The sequence below is a fragment of the Ruminococcus sp. OM04-4AA genome (assembly GCF_003462585.1).
Lineage (GTDB): Bacteria > Bacillota > Clostridia > Lachnospirales > Lachnospiraceae > Mediterraneibacter > Mediterraneibacter faecis.
Genome location: NZ_QTZH01000003.1, coordinates 36,667 through 54,773, shown reverse-complemented (window position 1 = coordinate 54,773; position 18,107 = coordinate 36,667). Strand labels below are relative to the sequence as shown.

Here is an 18,107-nt window from a genome sequence, read left to right as displayed (position 1 = left end):
TTACACTCTCCTTTTTTCTTTCATCTTTTCTCTGAGTGCGATCTCGACGGCTTCCGGCACAAACTGTGATACGTCTCCCCCAAAAGCAGCAATCTCCCGCACTGTAGTCGAACTTAAGTAAGAATATTCTATACTTGTTGTCAGAAACATGGTCTCTATATCAGGCTTCATCCTCTGATTCGTCTGCGACATCTGCAGCTCATATTCAAAATCGGTAATCGCACGTAATCCCTGATAACCACATCTGCACCTATCTGTTCCGCAAAGTCTACCAGCAATCCATCAAATGGTATAATCTCAACATTCGGCAGATCTTTCGTCACTTCCTTTAACATTTTAACACGTTCTTCTACAGAAAACAACGGCATTTTTGCTTTATTATTCAGTACTCCGACAATTAATTTGTCTACGATTTTACAAGATCTGCAAATGATATCATAATGTCCACGGGTAACGGGGTCAAAACTTCCCGGATAAATTGCTTTTAACATACTTCTTCCTTTCCGGCTTTCTCAATAAATACATGCTTGTTTGTCTTATATCTCTTCTCTTTGATCAAAGAATATCCCAATTCTGGAAGATATCCAAAATCTGTATCTAACGAAGCTTCTACGATGATCACCGTATCTTCATAGATCAGATCCGATCCTGCAAGGTATTCCAGAACTCTTTTCTCAAATCCCATATTATACGGTGGATCCATGAATACAAAGTCAAAAACCTTTTCACCTTCCAACTGATATAATGCGTTCATCACATCCTTTGTCAGTGTAAGTCCCTTCTTCTCCAGACGTGTGAATTTCAAATTCTCCTTGACACATTCCATCGCCTTAGGATTTTTCTCTACAAATACTGCTTCTTTTGCTCCCCTGCTGAGAGCCTCTATTCCGATTCCGCCACTTCCTGCAAACAAATCAAGGAAAATACAGTCATACATCTGCGGACTTATCATATTAAACAAAGTCTCTTTGATCCGGTCCGTTGTCGGTCTTGTCTCTATCCCCTCAAGAGTCTTCAGTTTTAGGCTTCTTGCGCTTCCTGCAATTACTCTCAAATATCGACACCTCCTGTCATTAACTATGGTGAATTTTAGCAGAAAAAAGCACCCGGGTCAATGCCGAGTGCTTTTCTCTTTTTCATTTCTTGTGTTCTTTTTACTGTACATGACAGTTTTTGAACCGCTTTTCTGTCTGATGCAAACCGCTTCTGCAGACGATTTTTCTTCGCCTGTTACTTTTCTGCCATCTGCTTCTCCTGCTGTTCAATCATCTTTTTAACCATATAACCGCCGACAGAACCATTCTGTTTTGATGTGAGGTCTCCATTGTAGCCGTCTGTTAACGGAACTCCCAACTCGGATGCTACTTCGTACTTGAACTTGTTCATAGCTCCTTTCGCCTCAGGTACTGCTGTTTTGTTAGATGAACGACTTGCCATGATCTTTTTCCTCCTTTTGCATTTTGTAACTTTACTATTTAGCTTTGTTACGCTGTTAGTATGTGGAGGAAAATTAATTTTAAACTGGTAACTTCTGGCAATCACTGATGCAGCCGAATTGCTCCATTGCTGTACAATTGCTGTAATCCGCAAACATCACAATGTTGTTTCCAGCATGATCTCATCCAGTTTTATCCGTAAATGTTCTTTCAATTTGCGATGCTCAGGGAATTCCAGTTCCGGATCGTCCAGAAGAAGTCTGTCTGCCTCTTCACTTGCGTTTTGAAGCAACTTTGCATCTTGAAATACATCGGCAACTTTAAAATCAAGCACGCCACTCTGCCGGATTCCAAAAAGATCCCCCGGGCCACGCAGTCGGAGATCTTCACTTGCAATAAAGAAACCATCATTTGAATGATTCAGGATATCTAACCGTTCCTTCGTTTCTTTTGATTTCGATGCTGTCATGAAAATGCAATAGGACTGATACTTTCCACGACCAACCCTTCCTCTCAACTGATGAAGCTGTGCCAGCCCGAAACGTTCTGCATTTTCGATCATGATCACTGTCGCATTCGGCACATCAATTCCCACTTCAACAACTGTTGTTGAAACAAGCACCTGGATTTCATTTCTTCCAAATGCATTCATCACTTCATCTTTCTCTTTTTCCTTCATCTTTCCATGCAGAAAGCTGACATTGATTGAATCCCCTAATGTTTCTGAAAGCATCTCGCAATAATCGATAACATTTTCCGCTTCCATTGCTTCACTTTCTTCAACCATTGGACAGATCACATAGCACTGACGTCCTTGTGCCACCTGTTTTCTTATGATTCATAGGCCTTCGGACGATATCCTGTATCCACAACACAGTTTTTGATCGGAAGACGGTTCTTCGGGAGCTCATCGATCACAGAAATATCCAGATCACCATAAAGAATAATTCCAAGTGTTCTCGGGATCGGTGTCGCACTCATTACGAGAATGTGTGGCAGGTTTCCTTTACCTGCAAGCATTTCTCTTTGTTTTACGCCAAAACGATGCTGTTCATCCGTCACCACAAGTGCCAGATTGTGATAGATTGCTTTCTCCTGGATCAATGCGTGTGTTCCTATAATAATTGATGATTCCCCACTCTCAATCCGGGCATAAGCTTCTCTCTTTTCTTTTGCTTTCATAGATCCGGTCAAAAGTTCTGCCCGCAGTGGGATCTGATACTGTTCCAACATGTCTTTGATATTTTCAAAATGTTGTCTTGCAAGTACCTCTGTCGGTGCCATTAACGCTCCCTGATAGCCGTTCAATCCTGCAAACAGTAATCCAAGAACTGCTACGATTGTTTTACCTGATCCAACATCTCCCTGAACAAGTCTGGACATGACATATTGACTTTTCATGTCTTTCTGCATATCATCCCATACCCGCAGCTGCGCAGCCGTCAGTTCATACGGCAGTTGTCTCAGGAATTCGTTGATTTGAGGCTGATCTTCAAAATGGAATCCGTTCTTCATCCTGTCCTGTGTATTTTTAATCTGGCGCAGAGAAAGAATAAAAACAAGAAATTCCTCAAAAACAAATCGTTGTCTTGCCGCAAGAAATGCTTCTTTATTCTCCGGGAAATGCATCTCCCGCACAGATTGTTCATAAGGCCGGAAATGATATTTCTTCGTAAATTCATCCGGAAGAAAGTCATCCTGTTCCCGCACCTGTTCTAATGCCTGACGTAGTGCTTTGATTACTGCATTGTTTGTCAGACCTGCTGTCAATCCATAAACAGGCTGCATGGTGTTGATCTTCTCCTGATAACGGACTGCCGGATCGTAAATCTCCGGATGTTCCATCACAAGGGAATCTCTTTTCTTCACAACCCTGCCGCGGAGAACAACTGCTCCTTTTCGCCCAAGTGTATTTCTTAAAAACGGCATTCGAAACCAGATCACCTTTATTGTTCCTGTCAGATCCTTTAAATATGCAGTCGTGATCTGTCTTCCTTTTCCCGGTGAAACCTGCACACGCCCAAAAACACTGCCGCAGATCGTGCAGACTTTTCCTTCCTCCACTTCACCGATCGGAAGCGGCTCTCCAAAAATCTCATACCCTCTCGGATAATAATGAATCAGGTCATCCACTGTGTAAACTCCGATTTTTTCGAAGAGTTTCTCCGTTTTTTCGCCTACACCTTTGATTGTTCCAACTCCTGCTTTTTTACTCATTTATGTCTGTCTCCTAAACAAAATAACCGGAACACTTTTCCCAAATGTCCCGGTCTGTTCCTGATTTTAATACAGTACTGCTGTTCTGTCTCTTTACTGACAGTTCTCCTTATTCAACAGAAAGTACATAATAGTAGATTGGCTGTCCACCGGAATGTACATCAACATCTACATCCGGATATAAATCTTCAATCTCCTGTGCAAAGTTCTCTGCACTCTCCTCCTGTACATCCTGACCATAATACAGGCTGATCAGCTCTGTGTCTTCATCCACCAGCTGTGCAAGCATCTCTTTTGTTGTCTCTTCCACAGACTGTCCAACAGCAAGAATTCCACTGTCTCCGATTCCCATGATATCTCCCTCATGGATCTCTTTGTCATCAATGTGTGTATCACGGACTGCATAAGTAACCTGTCCTGTCTTCACATTTCCAATTCCTTCGATCATTGCTTCCAGATTTGTCTGTGCGTCTGCATCCGGCATATAGTTAATGATCGCAGTAATTCCCTGCGGAACTGTCTTGGAAGGCACAACAATAATATCCTTATCTTCTGTCAGTGTCTGCGCCTGATTGGCAGCAAGAATAATGTTCTTGTTGTTCGGAAGGATAAAGATATGTTCTGCGTTCACCTGATCGATTGCATTGAGCATGTCTTCTGTACTTGGATTCATTGTCTGACCGCCTTCAATAATGTAGTCAGCACCAAGCTCACGGAAAATCTCATTCATTCCTTCTCCGATAGAAACTGCAATAAATCCGACTTCTTTGCGCGGCTCCGCCTTTTTTGCTTCAGCCTGCTGTGCAGCCAGCTTCTCCGCATCTTTGATCAATCTCTCCTGATGCTCTTCTCTCATATTATCAATCTTCATACGTGAGAGCTGTCCGTATGTCAGCGCTCTCTGGATTGCAAGTCCCGGATCATTCGTGTGTACGTGGATCTTAACAATATCATCATCCGCTACACATACGATAGATCTCCGATAGACTCCAGATATGCTTTGAACTCTGTCTCATCTTTCGCTGTGAATTCTTTTTCCAGCATGATGATAAACTCTGTACAATATCCGAACTTAATCTCTGTTTCCGCCTGTTCAGAAGGCTTCACCATCTTTGTGCCAGCACTTGCCTCGATTGCAGAATAATCAATCTCTTTTCCCTGGAATGCATCGTATGCACCACGCATCACTTCCAGAAGTCCCTGTCCACCGGAATCTACTACGCCCGCCTCTTTTAATACCGGAAGCATCTCCGGTGTCTTTTCAAGAACTTCCTGCGCATAGTTGATTACTTCTGAAATAAATGTATCCAGATCTTCTGTTGTCTCTGCAAGCTCTGCCGCTTTCTGGGATGCTCCCTTTGCTACAGTAAGAATTGTTCCTTCCTTCGGCTTCATAACAGCCTTATAAGCAGTTGCAGTTGCACGTTCACATGCCTTCGCAAGTGTAATTGTGTCAATCTCTTTATGTTCCCTGATCTCCTTTGTAAAGCCACGAAGAAGCTGGGACAAGATAACTCCGGAGTTACCTCTTGCTCCACGAAGAGAGCCTGAAGAAATTGCTTTTGCAATCGCCACCATATCAGGATTCTCCAGCGCCTTTACTTCTTTTGCCGCTGACAGGATCGTCAGTGTCATATTTGTTCCTGTATCACCATCCGGCACCGGAAATACGTTCAATTCATTAATGAACTCCTTCTTTGCCTCAAGATTCGCTGCTCCCGCAAGAAACATCTTCTGAAGCAATTCGGTGTTTATCGTTTTAACAGCCACAATTGTTCCTCCTTAATCTATCACTCTGACACCTTCAACGAAGATGTTGATCTTATCTACTTTCATACCAGTAAATTCTTCTACCTTATATTTTACATTATTCATAAGGTTGTCAGAAACTGAAAGAATATTCACTCCATAGGAAACGATCACATGAAAATCAAGCGTAATTACATTATCTTCTGTGATCTCAACATGAATTCCCCTTGTCAGGCTTTCTCTTTTCAAAAGATGCACAAGGCCATCTTTCATATTAACTGCTGCCATTCCTACTATGCCAAAGCACTCAATTGCCATTGAGCCTGCATATTTTGCAATGACTTCAGGATTGATTGTAATGATTCCAAGATCTGTACTCATACTTCCCTTCATCATATATTCCCTCCAATTCTATAGGTTCTTTCCATATATAACATGACTATTATACTATTACTTTTTGTTTTTTACAATACAGTTTTGATTTTTTTAAAATAACACTTGCATTACTCGAAAGTTTCTGATAGAATATCATTGTTATGAGTCTAAAAGACCAGTTTAGATTGTTAGGAGGTGCAGTCATGGCTAAATGTGCTATTTGTGAAAAGGGTGCTCATTTTGGAAACAATGTAAGCCACTCTCATAGAAGATCACCAAAAATGTGGAAATCAAATGTGAAGTCTGTAAGAGTTAAGACAGAGGGCGGTTCTCAGAAAATGTACGTTTGTACTTCTTGCCTGAGATCAGGACTCGTTGAGCGTGCTTAATTCTCGTTTGATGATTCAATATGACACGGTATAAAGAACTTTATCTGTTTATTCGGATAAAGTTCTTTTTTTATCTGCAGAACAAACAATATGCCAGTACAATACCGGTAATTGCGATCACAGTTCCCCATAAGACATCAGAAAGCAGCATCATGACGATCATTCCTGCTGCAAACCAAAACAATGCAAATCCAAAAACTTTCTTCACAATACTGCTCCCAATATTTTCTATATTCTAGTAACTATTTTATTCTGCATCCAGAATATCTGCTACATCTTCTTCTGTTAATTTTTCATCTTTTGATGTAAAACGGTCTACCACATCAGGTACCATATCCAAAAGTTTTGTAATTGTATCCTGATTCTTGATATTCACAAGTTTCGTCTTTCCATCCTGAATAACGATCACAGCACTCGGTGTGATCTTTCCACCGATTCCACCGCCCGCTCTTTCTTTCTTTTCAGCGTTAAAAGAACCTGCTCCAATACCAAAAGAGACATCTACCAATGGAAGAATGATTGTTCCATTGATATGGATCGCATCTCCGACAACTGTCTTTGATGAAACAACGCTGTCCATTCCCTGAAAGAGTGATTCTACTGTTTCTTTAAATTTGTTTCCGTCTGCCATAATCCTGACTCCTCTCATTTTATATATTTTCTAATGTGTTTGTAGGTAATCTTCACATCTTTATTCCAAAACAGCTTCCATGCAGGAACAGCAAAGTAAATAACCCGGATCTTCCCTTCTGCAGATGCATTTCCCTTCAGCTTTCGTTCTTCAAAATCCGGCTGAATCTGAACATACTCACCAATCAGTCCGTAAATACTCCCCAGAAAAGCTAACATATATCCTGTCCAGGAAGGATCACTGAATCCAAATGTAACATTCGCCTGAAGCTTTTTAGGCTTCAGAACATGTAACAGATGGCATAATTCTTTCTTCACTGCCTCGAATGCCCGTTGATGTTTCTCATAAGTTAAAAAAGCGGTTAGAAATTCTTTTTTCTCTCCTGCTTTTTTTATAGTACCACAGAGTTTCTGAAATGTATATTTGATTTTTTTCAATTTAGATTCCGTCTGTACGTTTTCGGGCCTGCGCTCCTCTTGAACTTTCGTCTTTTCTGTCTCTGACTCTTTTTTTATCTCTGGCTCTTTTTCTGATGCTTTCTCAATTTTCACATCTTTTTCCGGTGGATTATTCTTTACTTCCGTCTTCTTACCTTCCAAAGATTCTTTTTCCAACGGCTCAGGAACCACCAGCTTCTCTGACGTTTCCTTTTGTTCCTCTTCCGAACTGTCAAATTTCTTCCAGGCAAGACGAAGCTTCCATTTTAATTCTCCATGTTCATAAGACGCTGATCCGGAAATCAGATGAAACAGCCAACTGACCTTTCCATATGCCACAAGGGTATCAAGTGTATTCTCCCCTTTTGCAGAAAATCTGTATTTCACCGGATAAAACAAGATTATTAAAATCAGTAAGAGTAAAATTACGAGCAAAAAAAGAAGAATCCATCCAATTATTTTCAGTATAAGAAACAGGATATGTATCATACGCTTCGAATCTCCTTTTTCTCAAACTCTTCCTGACGATCCAAAAGGAACTTTCTCAAGTTTACCTCTCCCGTCTTCTCATATGCTTCTTCCGCAATCCTTTCGATCAGACTCAATGCGCCATCATACCCATTCGCAATTCCGACAATAAATAAAGATGCATTGTCAAATATATGTTGCTTTAAAAGAAGCGACGAATAATATTCTAAATGATTCTGCTTTCCCTGTGAAAGCGTAATTACATAGACAGAAGGCTGCAGTTTATTTTTCTGCAATTTTTTTATTAATTTCAGTTTTTTCTTTTCCCAGCCTTCGCTGACATATAAATCACAGAAAAATTTTGTCTGCATCTTTTCTCCTCCCATTAGTTGTAATAGGCGTCTAAAATATCCCCGGCGATTGCCACTGCTTTTCCGCTGGAACTTCCATCCGAACCTTCTGTGATCACACTGATTACCAGATCTGGATTATCCACATTTGTAAATCCCATAAACCAGGAATGTGTCTTTTCTCCATCTGACATACTGTACTCTGCTGTTCCTGTTTTTCCTGCAGCAGTATAGGATCTTCCTTTTAAGACAGATCCTGTTCCTTCCTCTACAACAGCTGTCATATACTCTTTCAATTGTGCAGCTTCATCCGATGTCATGACCTTCTTATAACTTTTCGGAACATTCTTTCGTATCTGGGAGCCAGTATAATTCGTCACACTTTCCACAAGATATGGCTGCATCATGGTTCCACCGTTCGCCACTGCCTCGGCAATCAGTGCCATATGATATGGACTTACGGTTGTCTTTCCCTGTCCCATTGCCGTCATCATTACTTCTCCCTCACTGGAATTCTGATCCAGTGCAAAAGAGCTCTTCGCTGTATTCAGTACACCCGGAAGAGATTTATTGAACAATAAATCTTCCGCCGTCTGACGGTATTGCGTCAGATCCAGGCCAAGACCAATATTGGCAAAAGATGAATTACAGGAATTTGCAAAGGAACTTCTCAGATCCTCTGAGCCATGTGCATTTCCATTAAAGCAGTGAATTGTAATATCTCCCTGTGAAATCTCTCCATTACAATCATATGTATAATTCGGATAATCACTGTTCTGACGCATAAAAGCAAGTGTTGTAACCACTTTAAACGTCGATCCTGGAGCATAAGATCCTTGTGTCACACGATTCAACAGCGGACTGTTTTCTTCATCTGAATTCAATTCTGACCAGTCACTTAAAATATTATTCGGATCATATGCCGGTTTGGAAACCATGGCGAGAATCTTTCCCGTACTCGCCTCCATTACGATTGCCGCACCTTTGTTTGATCCAAGCGCATCATAAGCCGCCTGCTGCAGATTTGCATCCAATGTTGTTACAACTGTATCTCCTCGATTCTTCTTTTCACTGAATTCATTCTGCAGTTTTTCAAGAAAGAATGCATTTGATGTCAGAAGCTCAAAATTCTCTACCGATTCCAGACCCGTAGTTCCAAGCTTGGAATTACTGTATCCGATCGCATGAGCAAACACTTCTCCATAAGGATACTCTCTCGTCTCTGATCCATCATCCCCAACGACTGTCTGTGCAAGCACATTTCCATTCTTATCAACAATGCTTCCTCGTATAATCGTATCTGCATAAGCATCCTGTCTTTGATTATATGGACTGTTCACTACAAGTTTTGCCCGCACGACCATAAAATATACAAGATATCCCATCAACGCGATAAAGAGAATCACGAAAAAGTAAGTGACTCTAGCGAACTCTTTGTTCCGAACGCGTTCTCCGCTGTCTTTGCGGCCGCTGTTCCGGGACATCCTCGAATCTCGGTCTGCTTTTTGTTGTTTTCTTACCGGTCGTTCTTCCCGATTCATTTCTTAAATCCCTTTCTCTTTGTCTTGCTCTGTCTCTGTTATCTCCATCATATTCTCTTCGTCTGTCACGTCCATCCTGACGGGATCTTCCTGATTTTGCATTCGAACTGCTCTGGCGGCGTCTTTCATTCTGCCTGCTGCGGTTTCTCTGTCTTGCGCGCTGCATCTCAATCTGATGCTCTTCTTCTGCTTCTTCATCTTCTCTGACAATGTAGAGCCCCTGAATAATCCCAAACATGATCATCGTACTTAACAGAGAACTTCCACCATAACTGACGAATGGAAGTGTTACTCCGGTTAACGGAATGAACTTTGTCACTCCTCCGATCTGCAGAAATACCTGAAAAATATAGCAGGTTCCCAGACCAAGTGCTACTAATTTATAGAAGAAATTACGCAATTCCATCGCAATATTCAAAAACATCACATAACAGCTGACGCATACAAGGATCAGACACAGTGTAAAAATCAGTCCCATTTCTTCTGTCATTGCAGAGAAGATCAGATCCGTCTCTGCCACTGGAATCGTATCCGGCTGACCACGGAATAATCCTGTTCCAAACCAGCCGCCACTTCCAATTGCAAACAACGACTGGGCGATCTGATATCCCCCTTCGCTATAAGCTGCAAACGGATCCTGCCATGCCGCAACTCTGACCTTAATGTGGGAAAACAGATGATATCCAATCACTGCAGCTCCACACCCTGCTGCCACACCTGCAATTGCATATAACGGCTGCCTTGTCGCAACATATAGCATAATCAGATACACAATAAAGAAGATTAATGCAGCTCCCAGATCTGTTGACAATACAAGAATCAGAACATGTGCTGCCGCTATCGCAGTCGTAACAACAACATTCTTAAATTCTGTCGATTTATTCAGGCTTGCTGCTACGAAAAATACAAACAGAATCTTAACAAACTCAGAAGGCTGCAGACTCACAGGTCCAATATTGAAACTCAGCTTTGCTCCTCCAAGTGTTGCTGCAAACAATGCAACGATAAGAAGTGCTGCTCCTCCAACTGCTGCATAGATATAAGTCCAGTTCTCCAGGAAAGTCATCTTCCGGATCAGAACCGGAACAATAAGACCAAAAACAATACCAACAACAACAAATACCAGCTGACGGATTGCAATTCCATAAGGAGACTTACTCTGTGCGGAAAGCCTTGTGATCATGATCATTCCCGCTGTGATCAACATACACATATTATTGACAACCAGTCTCGAAACATTCGGGTAGATCAGATTGTATAATAAGATGACTGCCATCACAATCACTGCCAGTGCACCATATATGAACATCATCCTCAGATCCTGCGTTGCAAAATACATTGCAATAAATGCAGTGATCTGTATCATAAATAGAAGTACATCCTGACGGATCAATACTTTGTTTTCCTCATCTTCATAACTTCTCGTAAAGATTGAAAAACAGGAAAAAGTATATGCCGCCATCAAGATGATGATAAGGTATTTGGATACCTGAATAATAATATTAGCCATATTTCACCTGCTTCAAATAATTCCTCTGTTGAAATGTCCTGTTGTAAAACCTGTATCTTCTTTTCCTCTGGCAACAGTTTTTTCATCTGTTAAGAAAAATGTATTCAGAACTGTTTCTGTCTGTTCTTTATCCTCCAGAGTAAACTGGATACGGCGCATCTTTGGATACAATTCATTCACTCTGTCCCATTCCTGTCTTAGATTGATCGGATTTTCCGTATAAATCACATTATAACAGAGATCACAATAGTTACGCGCAAAGAATTTTTCGTCTCTTCTGTCTTGAAGCACTCGTACTCCCGGTTTCTTAGAACAGCCTGAAGTTGTTCTCTCAATACACTGTGCAGATACCATAACCGGAATTCTTCCGTAAACAAGAAGTTCACCGTTTCTGATATCAAGTTCTCTTAGTTCTCTGCTGTTAAGCTCCAACGGAGCTGTAAAATCCTCAACTTTTTGCTGGTTCCAAAATTCTTTGCCATACTGATTAAAGATATATAGATTATGGTCTAATATAATCTTTTTGTCAAATCCTCTTTCTTTTAAGAAAAAGAAAGCTTCAAAATTTCGAATAACAACGCCGTCAATTGGCAATTGATTAAAGTTTTCAAATTGTCTTCCAAACCATTCCTGCGCATTCTCTCTGAAAATATGTGGAAATACCAGATACAATTCAACTCCGCTTTTTCTCCAAAAATCAATCCTGTCTCTGACATGTGTGTCTGAAAAATCTGTGCCAAACAACCGGAAATCTAATGCAATCCGGCCAATCCTTGGAGTTCCCTGTCCATAAAGTTCCTCTTTCTGATTCAAAAAGCTGAACACGGCCTCTAACTGTTCCTCTGTTTCAATAAACACAGAATATCTGTTCAGATTTCCATTTCCTGTCTCTTCTTTAAATGTTTCTACCTGTGTCGTTGAAGGATTGCATTCCCTGTAAAAAGCAGTTGCGATCTCTCTTCTCAATCCATCCAGTGCTGCTCTTCTTAAACTATTCAGCTGCTGCATCGGAAGAAATGCATCCTGATCCATAGATATTTCCAGATCTTTCAGGAAAAATAGCGTACCGCCTGTCTTCGCAAGCTGTGTGCGAATTCTCTCTTCCTCCAATGGGCGCTTCTGTGCACGTTCAACTGCATGTTCTGTATATGCTGTATAAGAAAATTCCCTGCAGCAGACCGTAAAAGATGCCGGATATCCAACCTGAAGGCTCAAAAAGCCATAAATCTCCTCCTGCCGGTCTTCTTTCCTGTATTTCTGATCCAGACTCTCAATCAGTTCTTCATTTCGGATTCTTCTAAAAACAAAGCCTTCTTTGAAACGCATCCCCTTCGGCACAAGAAAACGTAACTTTTCTCCCTTTGCGATCTTCTTGCCAAGTGTATAATTATCTTTCCCGCTACCGATTTCAAGAACATCATGTGCATGCAGATCTGTCAAAGCCTGAGCTGTGACCTCACGTCCATTTTGCGACAGACATCTGGCTGCTGCTACTCCGGCATGATTCGGACGATCCAGTGCCAGCATTTCTCTTCCATTATGCTGCTTATAATATCCGGTATCTGAATCACCGCGATTATAAAGATCCATCAGGTTTTCGCGGTCTTCCGGTTTCACCGCATAACCACTTTTCCCTTTTTTCAAATATAAATCCACATATTTCCGATACATAGCTGTTACTGCTGCCACATATTCCGGTTTCTTCATGCGTCCTTCTATCTTAAATGAGTCAATCCCGGCTTCAACCAGTTCCGGAATTAATTCCAACGTACAGATATCCTTCAGGCTAAGAAAATATTTCTTCTGACCATCTACTGTATAAGGAAGTCTGCATGGCTGTGCACATTGACCACGATTTCCACTTCGGCCGCCGATCACACTACTCATCAGACACTGTCCGGAGTAACAATAGCAAAGTGCTCCATGAACAAAACACTCTACTTCAAGGTCCGTTGTTTCATGAATCTGTCGAACTTCTTCCAACGAAAGCTCTCTTGCCGGGACAACTCTTGCCGCCCCCTGACTCTCTAAAAACTTCGCTCCTGCCGCACCAGTGATTGTCATCTGTGTACTCGCATGGATATCAAGATCCGGAAAATTGCTTCTGATAAATTGGAATACACCCGTATCCTGAACGATCACCGCATCCAAACCTTTCTCATATAATGGTGCCAGATAATCATACAGTTCTGCAATCTCATGATCTTTTAATAATGTATTTACTGTAAGATAAAACTTCTTCCCATAAATATGAGCACGCTCAATTGCTTCGATCAGCTCATCCTGTGTAAAATTGTTTGCATATGCTCTTGCTCCAAAACGTGCTCCTGCCGCATAAACGGCATCTGCACCTGCATTCATTGCTGCCTGAAAACATGCAAAGGATCCCGCCGGAGCCAGAATCTCCACCTGTCGGTCTTTTCTCATTCTTCTGTCATTATCCTTCTCTTTATTGTTATATTCACATAATCTATGAGAAACACGCTCCGCGAGTTTCTCAAGTTATCGCGACAATCGCCAAGGTCTTGTGCAAGTACGGACTTTGGCTCGTTGTTCGCGTAAATGAAAAAGGCTGCCAAAGTGACAGCTTTTCTCATTTACCTTCTTCGGTTTTTCATCTCTGTCTCGAGCTTAACAATCTGCATCTGAAGGTCATTATTCTCTTCTTTCATCTTTGCAAGCTCTTTCTCAGCATTCTCAAGTTTGATCTGGGCTGAAATCAATTCATGCTTCAGATCATACATCTCTTTATCCTTGAGTTCGATATCGCTTTCCAGGGAATCTCCCTGTTTCTTTGCTTTAAAATAATCATCTGCAATATTAAGCGCAAGAAGGACATTCCTCGTGTCTGCACTCTGTTTTCTGTATCCTTCACTGTTCGTACATTCTGTGATTTTATGATTAAGATAGGAAGATACTTTCTGCAGATACTCTTCTCCTTCAAAGCCACTGAGAGTATAGACTTTTCCTCCGATTAATACTTCTGTAAAATGTTTTGCTGAACTCATAGCTTCCTCCTCGAGTTTCTATTCTTCTATTATAGACTATTTATCCTCAAAAACCAACTATTTTTTCAGAATTTCTATACTTCTCTCGGAATTCCAAGATGTTGGTAAGCTAATTCTGTTACAACACGACCTCTTGGAGTCCTCTGAATGAATCCATTTTTCAACAAATACGGTTCGTAAACATCTTCTAATGTGCCTGCATCTTCTGAAATCGATGCGGCAAGTGTCTCAAGTCCTACCGGTCCTCCCTGGAACTTCTCAATCATTGTGATCAGAATGTTACGATCAATATGATCCAATCCGAATTTATCCACGTCAAGAAGATCCAATGCATAATTTGCTACTTCTTTTGTGATTACACCATCATATTTAACCTGTGCAAAGTCACGCACTCTTTTCAGCAGACGGTTCGCAAGTCGCGGTGTTCCCCTTGATCTTCTGGCAAGTTCCATAGCACCTTCTTCTTCAATCTCTACACCCAGAACATGTGCAGAACGCAGAATGATCGTCTTCAACTCTTCTTCATTATATAACTCCAAATGATGTACTACACCAAAACGGTCTCTGAGCGGTGCTGTAAGCATTCCTGCTCTTGTTGTTGCCCCAACCAGTGTAAACTTTGGAAGATTCAGACGAACAGACCTTGCTCCCGGTCCCTTTCCGATCATAATGTCGATCGCATAATCTTCCATTGCCGGATAAAGCACTTCTTCCACCTGACGGTTAAGTCTGTGAATCTCATCCACAAATAACACATCATGTTCCTGAAGACCATTCAGAATTGCAGCCATCTCACCTGGTTTCTCTATTGCCGGTCCGGAGGTAATCTTCATATTTACACCCATCTCATTCGCTATGATTCCCGCCAGTGTTGTCTTACCAAGTCCCGGCGGTCCGTAAAACAACACATGATCCAGTGCTTCGCCCCTTGCTTTCGCTGCTTCTATGTAAATACTAAGTGTCTTCTTTGCTTTCTCCTGTCCGATATATTCTGATAAAAGCTGCGGTCTTAACTGCCCCTCTATCTTACTGTCTTCTTCCAGATTCTCTGTCGTTATAATTCTCTTCGCCATAACCGACCTCTCATTTCATAACTCTTTACTTCAAATTTTGTAACTGTTCAGAGCCAACCTCCAAAATGCTACGCATTTCGGAGGTGTGGCGTATCCGCCAAATAAAATTTCAAAAACAGTCTAAAAAATGCAAGCATTTTATACCTTTTTTGAAATTTTGCTTGGCTCTGAACAGTTACCAAATTTTTATATCTAATCAGAGCAGATTCTTTAACGCTTCTCTCAAAAGATCTTCTACACTCGCACAATCAACAGATACCTTCTTCACTGCACGTAAACTCTCTGCGCTACCATAACCAAGTGCTGTCAGTGCCTGTACCGCTTCTGCCTGCATTCCGGTATCTGTCGCCTCAATTTCTTTTGACTGTTCACCGCCATGTGCTGCCTGTTCCAAAACATCCTCAATGCTCATCTTATCTTTCAACTCCAGAATCAGCTTTTCCGCAGTCTTCTTCCCAATTCCAGGAGCTGATGAAATTGTTTTGACATCTCCGGCCAGCACGGCAAAACGAAGTTCATCCGGAGAAAGGCAGGAAAGAATATTCAGACCGGCTTTCGGTCCGATCCCGCTGACACCGATCAACAGTCTGAAAACCTGAAGATCTTCGCCTGTTAGAAATCCATATAATTGCATTGCATCCTCACGCACGTTGAGATATGTATGAATTTTCACTTCTTCCCCAACTGCCGGAAGCATGGATAATGTCTGCTGCGACATATAAATTCCGTATCCGATTCCACCCGCTTCCACAATCGCTTTCTGCTCCTGGACTGCTGCCAGTTCACCTCTAATATATGATATCATTTTCCTCTATCCTTTTCCCGCTGCACCAAAACCGCAACGCTTCCATAATAATTATACCAGAGAAATTCCCTGGATCCTTTTTAAAACTTCTTTTGCCACAAGTCCGATCAGCAGCCCGGTCACTTCTCCTGCCACTAACAAAACCGGCAGATAATACCCCACCTGATATGTCTGTACAACAACCATTGCAACAAGAAGCTGCCCGATATTATGTGCTGTACCTCCGCCAATACTGACTCCGGCAACACTGAACCTGTCTGATTTCTTAAGGAGAACCATAACAAGGAAACTCAAAAGTCCTCCTGATAAACTATATAGAATACCAAACAGATTTCCGAACATGAAGCCCGATAAAATAATCCTTGTCACGGAAAGTGTCAGTGCCTCTTTTATCCCCATCTTGTACAGAACAAGAACTGTCATAAGATTCGCCAGACCAAGTTTTGCTCCCGGTATTCCGAAATTAATCGGAATCAAAAGTTCCACATAGCTAAAAATCAATGCCAATGCTGTAAATACGCCAAATATCGCTACTTTTCTACCGCGCAATCTCATCCACCTCCGGTTCCTCTCCGCCACGGATCGTTACTACAGTCTGATTCGGCAGACAGATTATACTTTCCCCGTCTCTTGAAATTGCTCTGTGGTTTACACAAATCTGATCCGGACAGTCAGCATCTTCCATACGAACCTTTCCGTCCTTTATGAGTACTTTGTTCTTATCATTTACATCAATTTCCTGATCCTGTTCCAGGCGGTATCTTCCATACAACTCACCTTTTACCAGAATCTCCACTTCGCTGTATTTATCTGTAGTTTTTAAGAGCTGTAAACCAAACGTTAAAACAGCTACAAAAAAAATAGCTGCTGCAAGTATCCAGTCATTCTTCTTCATTCCGCACCATCTTTCTTCCATAATGGTTTTGCTAATTCATCATAGCACAACCATATTTTGAATGCAACCACATGTTCGATTGTATTTTTATTCAAACCTCGTTATAATAAACACATCATTCATTTATATTAAGAACGGAGATTTTATGAAACACAAAAAAATACTGGCTTGTTTCCTTGCATTTTCTTTTCTGCTGACCGGATGTTCCACAAAAGATCAGTCACAGTCGCTTTCTATGACAGGAAGCTATTTCGACACCGTTGTTAAGATCGAAGTCTGGGGAGCAGATTCTAAGATCATGGATGGCTGCAAAGATATCTGTGAGAAATATGAACAACTCTTAAGTCCTACGATCGATTCCAGTGAAATCAGTCAGATCAATCAGGCACAAGGCGCCTCCGTTTCTGTATCGAAAGAAACTGCTGATTTAATTGAACTGGGAAAATATTATGGGGATCTTTCCGGCGGAAAATTTGACATCACAATCGCTTCTGCCAGTGACCTTTGGAATTTTCACAATAATGCGGATCATAGCATCCCTGACGCAGAGCAGCTGTCCGAAGCAGTTACTCATATCAATTATAAAACTATAGAGGTCAACGGAACAACGATAACCATGTCAGATCCTTATGCAAAGATTGATCTGGGCGGTATCGCCAAAGGCTATATTGCAGATCAGGTAAAGAATTATCTTATAGAAGAAGGAATAGAACATGCCTATATCAATCTCGGTGGTAACATACTGACACTCGGCGGAAAAACAGACGGTTCCAACTTCCGGATCGGTATCCAGAAACCATTTGCAGAAGATGGGACAGTTATAGCCGTTCTTCCGGTATCTGATAAGTCCATCGTATCTTCCGGGAATTACGAACGGTACTTTAAGAAAGACGGAAAAATTTACCACCATATCCTTGATCCTTCTACAGGATATCCAATAGAAAATAACTTAAACCAAGTCACGATCATCTCTGACAAATCGGTTGACGGGGATGCCTTAAGCACAACCTGTTATGCGCTTGGACTGGATGAAGGATTAAAACTTATCCGAAGTATGGATAATATCGAGGCAGTATTTATTACCGATGACAATATGATTTATAAAAGCAGTGACTCTGTCAATTTAATCACTGATATTAATAACTAGAAAAAAGGAAGCTGATCAATTTAAATTTTCAGCTTCCTTTTCTGATCTCTTTTCTTAAATAAATTTCTGTCTTATT

19 protein-coding genes and 2 pseudogenes are annotated in these 18,107 nt (G+C 41.3%); 2 read left to right on the top strand and 19 right to left on the bottom strand.

Annotated features, from left to right (window positions below):
• The 7 genes and pseudogenes from coaD to DXB52_RS01895 all read right to left on the bottom strand — a co-directional run bounded on the left by coaD (window position 1) and on the right by DXB52_RS01895 (window position 5,795).
• Window positions 1-491: pseudogene (coaD, locus tag DXB52_RS01920) on the bottom strand (pantetheine-phosphate adenylyltransferase).
• A complete protein-coding gene (gene rsmD / locus DXB52_RS01915) occupies window positions 485-1,081 on the bottom strand; it encodes a 16S rRNA (guanine(966)-N(2))-methyltransferase RsmD (RefSeq protein WP_081016831.1) in 597 nt (198 codons plus the stop codon). The pseudogene coaD and the gene rsmD overlap by 7 nt, the downstream one beginning before the upstream one ends.
• Window positions 1,082-1,230: 149 nt before the next feature.
• A complete protein-coding gene (locus tag DXB52_RS01910; RefSeq protein ID WP_015529164.1) occupies window positions 1,231-1,437 on the bottom strand; it encodes an alpha/beta-type small acid-soluble spore protein in 207 nt (68 codons plus the stop codon).
• A 156-nt stretch (window positions 1,438-1,593) separates the two neighbouring features.
• On the bottom strand, window positions 1,594-2,259 hold the full coding sequence (locus tag DXB52_RS16500; RefSeq protein ID WP_472519904.1) for a helicase-related protein: 666 nt from the start codon (window positions 2,257-2,259) through the stop codon (window positions 1,594-1,596).
• A gap of 8 nt (window positions 2,260-2,267) precedes the next feature.
• Window positions 2,268-3,653, bottom strand: coding sequence for an ATP-dependent DNA helicase RecG (locus DXB52_RS01905; RefSeq protein ID WP_472519903.1), 1,386 nt, complete (start codon window positions 3,651-3,653; stop codon window positions 2,268-2,270).
• Between the two features lie 109 nt (window positions 3,654-3,762).
• Window positions 3,763-5,423, bottom strand: a pseudogene (locus DXB52_RS01900) (DAK2 domain-containing protein).
• A 12-nt stretch (window positions 5,424-5,435) separates the two neighbouring features.
• Window positions 5,436-5,795 (bottom strand): Asp23/Gls24 family envelope stress response protein, encoded by a 360-nt coding sequence (locus DXB52_RS01895; RefSeq protein ID WP_015529162.1) that lies wholly within the window; start codon window positions 5,793-5,795, stop codon window positions 5,436-5,438.
• Window positions 5,796-5,980: 185 nt separating this feature from the next.
• On the opposite strand from DXB52_RS01895, the gene rpmB reads away from it, so the two are divergent.
• Window positions 5,981-6,166 (top strand): 50S ribosomal protein L28, encoded by a 186-nt coding sequence (gene rpmB / locus DXB52_RS01890; RefSeq protein WP_015529161.1) that lies wholly within the window; start codon window positions 5,981-5,983, stop codon window positions 6,164-6,166.
• 70 nt (window positions 6,167-6,236) lie between these two features.
• On the opposite strand, the gene DXB52_RS16085 is transcribed toward rpmB, so the two are convergent.
• From DXB52_RS16085 to DXB52_RS01835, 12 genes are all read right to left on the bottom strand, one after another.
• Complete coding sequence (locus DXB52_RS16085; protein ID WP_020436619.1) at window positions 6,237-6,374, bottom strand: hypothetical protein; 138 nt, start codon at window positions 6,372-6,374, stop codon at window positions 6,237-6,239.
• Window positions 6,375-6,413: 39 nt separating this feature from the next.
• Window positions 6,414-6,797, bottom strand: coding sequence for a GerW family sporulation protein (locus DXB52_RS01885; RefSeq protein WP_118106368.1), 384 nt, complete (start codon window positions 6,795-6,797; stop codon window positions 6,414-6,416).
• Window positions 6,798-6,811: 14 nt separating this feature from the next.
• Entirely contained in the window at window positions 6,812-7,573 is a 762-nt protein-coding gene (locus DXB52_RS01880; protein ID WP_181989145.1) for a DUF2953 domain-containing protein, read from the bottom strand.
• Between the two features lie 146 nt (window positions 7,574-7,719).
• Window positions 7,720-8,073, bottom strand: coding sequence for a hypothetical protein (locus tag DXB52_RS01875; RefSeq protein WP_015529158.1), 354 nt, complete (start codon window positions 8,071-8,073; stop codon window positions 7,720-7,722).
• 14 nt (window positions 8,074-8,087) lie between these two features.
• Window positions 8,088-9,458 carry a penicillin-binding transpeptidase domain-containing protein gene (locus DXB52_RS01870; protein WP_330670358.1) on the bottom strand — a complete coding sequence of 457 codons (1,371 nt, stop codon included), beginning with the start codon at window positions 9,456-9,458 and terminating at the stop codon, window positions 8,088-8,090.
• A gap of 16 nt (window positions 9,459-9,474) precedes the next feature.
• Window positions 9,475-11,103 carry an FtsW/RodA/SpoVE family cell cycle protein gene (locus DXB52_RS01865; protein ID WP_117497647.1) on the bottom strand — a complete coding sequence of 543 codons (1,629 nt, stop codon included), beginning with the start codon at window positions 11,101-11,103 and terminating at the stop codon, window positions 9,475-9,477.
• 12 nt (window positions 11,104-11,115) lie between these two features.
• Window positions 11,116-13,530, bottom strand: coding sequence for a U32 family peptidase (locus DXB52_RS01860; RefSeq protein ID WP_118106362.1), 2,415 nt, complete (start codon window positions 13,528-13,530; stop codon window positions 11,116-11,118).
• 170 nt (window positions 13,531-13,700) lie between these two features.
• Complete coding sequence (locus DXB52_RS01855; RefSeq protein WP_005609966.1) at window positions 13,701-14,111, bottom strand: cell division protein ZapA; 411 nt, start codon at window positions 14,109-14,111, stop codon at window positions 13,701-13,703.
• 74 nt (window positions 14,112-14,185) lie between these two features.
• Complete coding sequence (ruvB, locus tag DXB52_RS01850; protein WP_015529153.1) at window positions 14,186-15,184, bottom strand: Holliday junction branch migration DNA helicase RuvB; 999 nt, start codon at window positions 15,182-15,184, stop codon at window positions 14,186-14,188.
• Window positions 15,185-15,380: 196 nt separating this feature from the next.
• Window positions 15,381-15,989 (bottom strand): Holliday junction branch migration protein RuvA, encoded by a 609-nt coding sequence (gene ruvA / locus DXB52_RS01845; protein ID WP_015529152.1) that lies wholly within the window; start codon window positions 15,987-15,989, stop codon window positions 15,381-15,383.
• Between the two features lie 51 nt (window positions 15,990-16,040).
• On the bottom strand, window positions 16,041-16,544 hold the full coding sequence (locus tag DXB52_RS01840; protein ID WP_117568194.1) for a Gx transporter family protein: 504 nt from the start codon (window positions 16,542-16,544) through the stop codon (window positions 16,041-16,043).
• Window positions 16,528-16,905, bottom strand: a complete 378-nt coding sequence (locus DXB52_RS01835; RefSeq protein ID WP_117568193.1) for a NusG domain II-containing protein — start codon at window positions 16,903-16,905, stop codon at window positions 16,528-16,530. Before DXB52_RS01835 ends, DXB52_RS01840 begins: the two co-directional genes overlap by 17 nt.
• A 124-nt stretch (window positions 16,906-17,029) precedes the next feature.
• Between DXB52_RS01835 and DXB52_RS01830 the strand changes: the two genes are divergently transcribed.
• Window positions 17,030-18,031, top strand: coding sequence for an FAD:protein FMN transferase (locus DXB52_RS01830; RefSeq protein ID WP_118106360.1), 1,002 nt, complete (start codon window positions 17,030-17,032; stop codon window positions 18,029-18,031).
• Window positions 18,032-18,107: the final 76 nt, after the last annotated feature.

What these genes read in the sequence shown, in the direction of transcription:
- DXB52_RS01910 (WP_015529164.1), bottom strand. Translation starts at nt 1,437, where the DNA reads ATGGCAAGTCGTTCATCTAACAAAACAGCAGTACCTGAGGCGAAAGGA.
- DXB52_RS01905 (WP_472519903.1), bottom strand. Translation starts at nt 3,653, where the DNA reads ATGAGTAAAAAAGCAGGAGTTGGAACAATCAAAGGTGTAGGCGAAAAA.
- DXB52_RS01895 (WP_015529162.1), bottom strand. Translation starts at nt 5,795, where the DNA reads ATGAAGGGAAGTATGAGTACAGATCTTGGAATCATTACAATCAATCCT.
- rpmB (WP_015529161.1), top strand. Translation starts at nt 5,981, where the DNA reads ATGGCTAAATGTGCTATTTGTGAAAAGGGTGCTCATTTTGGAAACAAT.
- DXB52_RS01885 (WP_118106368.1), bottom strand. Translation starts at nt 6,797, where the DNA reads ATGGCAGACGGAAACAAATTTAAAGAAACAGTAGAATCACTCTTTCAG.
- DXB52_RS01875 (WP_015529158.1), bottom strand. Translation starts at nt 8,073, where the DNA reads ATGCAGACAAAATTTTTCTGTGATTTATATGTCAGCGAAGGCTGGGAA.
- DXB52_RS01865 (WP_117497647.1), bottom strand. Translation starts at nt 11,103, where the DNA reads ATGGCTAATATTATTATTCAGGTATCCAAATACCTTATCATCATCTTG.
- DXB52_RS01860 (WP_118106362.1), bottom strand. Translation starts at nt 13,530, where the DNA reads ATGAGAAAAGACCGACAGGTGGAGATTCTGGCTCCGGCGGGATCCTTT.
- DXB52_RS01855 (WP_005609966.1), bottom strand. Translation starts at nt 14,111, where the DNA reads ATGAGTTCAGCAAAACATTTTACAGAAGTATTAATCGGAGGAAAAGTC.
- ruvB (WP_015529153.1), bottom strand. Translation starts at nt 15,184, where the DNA reads ATGGCGAAGAGAATTATAACGACAGAGAATCTGGAAGAAGACAGTAAG.
- ruvA (WP_015529152.1), bottom strand. Translation starts at nt 15,989, where the DNA reads ATGATATCATATATTAGAGGTGAACTGGCAGCAGTCCAGGAGCAGAAA.
- DXB52_RS01840 (WP_117568194.1), bottom strand. Translation starts at nt 16,544, where the DNA reads ATGAGATTGCGCGGTAGAAAAGTAGCGATATTTGGCGTATTTACAGCA.
- DXB52_RS01835 (WP_117568193.1), bottom strand. Translation starts at nt 16,905, where the DNA reads ATGGAAGAAAGATGGTGCGGAATGAAGAAGAATGACTGGATACTTGCA.
- DXB52_RS01830 (WP_118106360.1), top strand. Translation starts at nt 17,030, where the DNA reads ATGAAACACAAAAAAATACTGGCTTGTTTCCTTGCATTTTCTTTTCTG.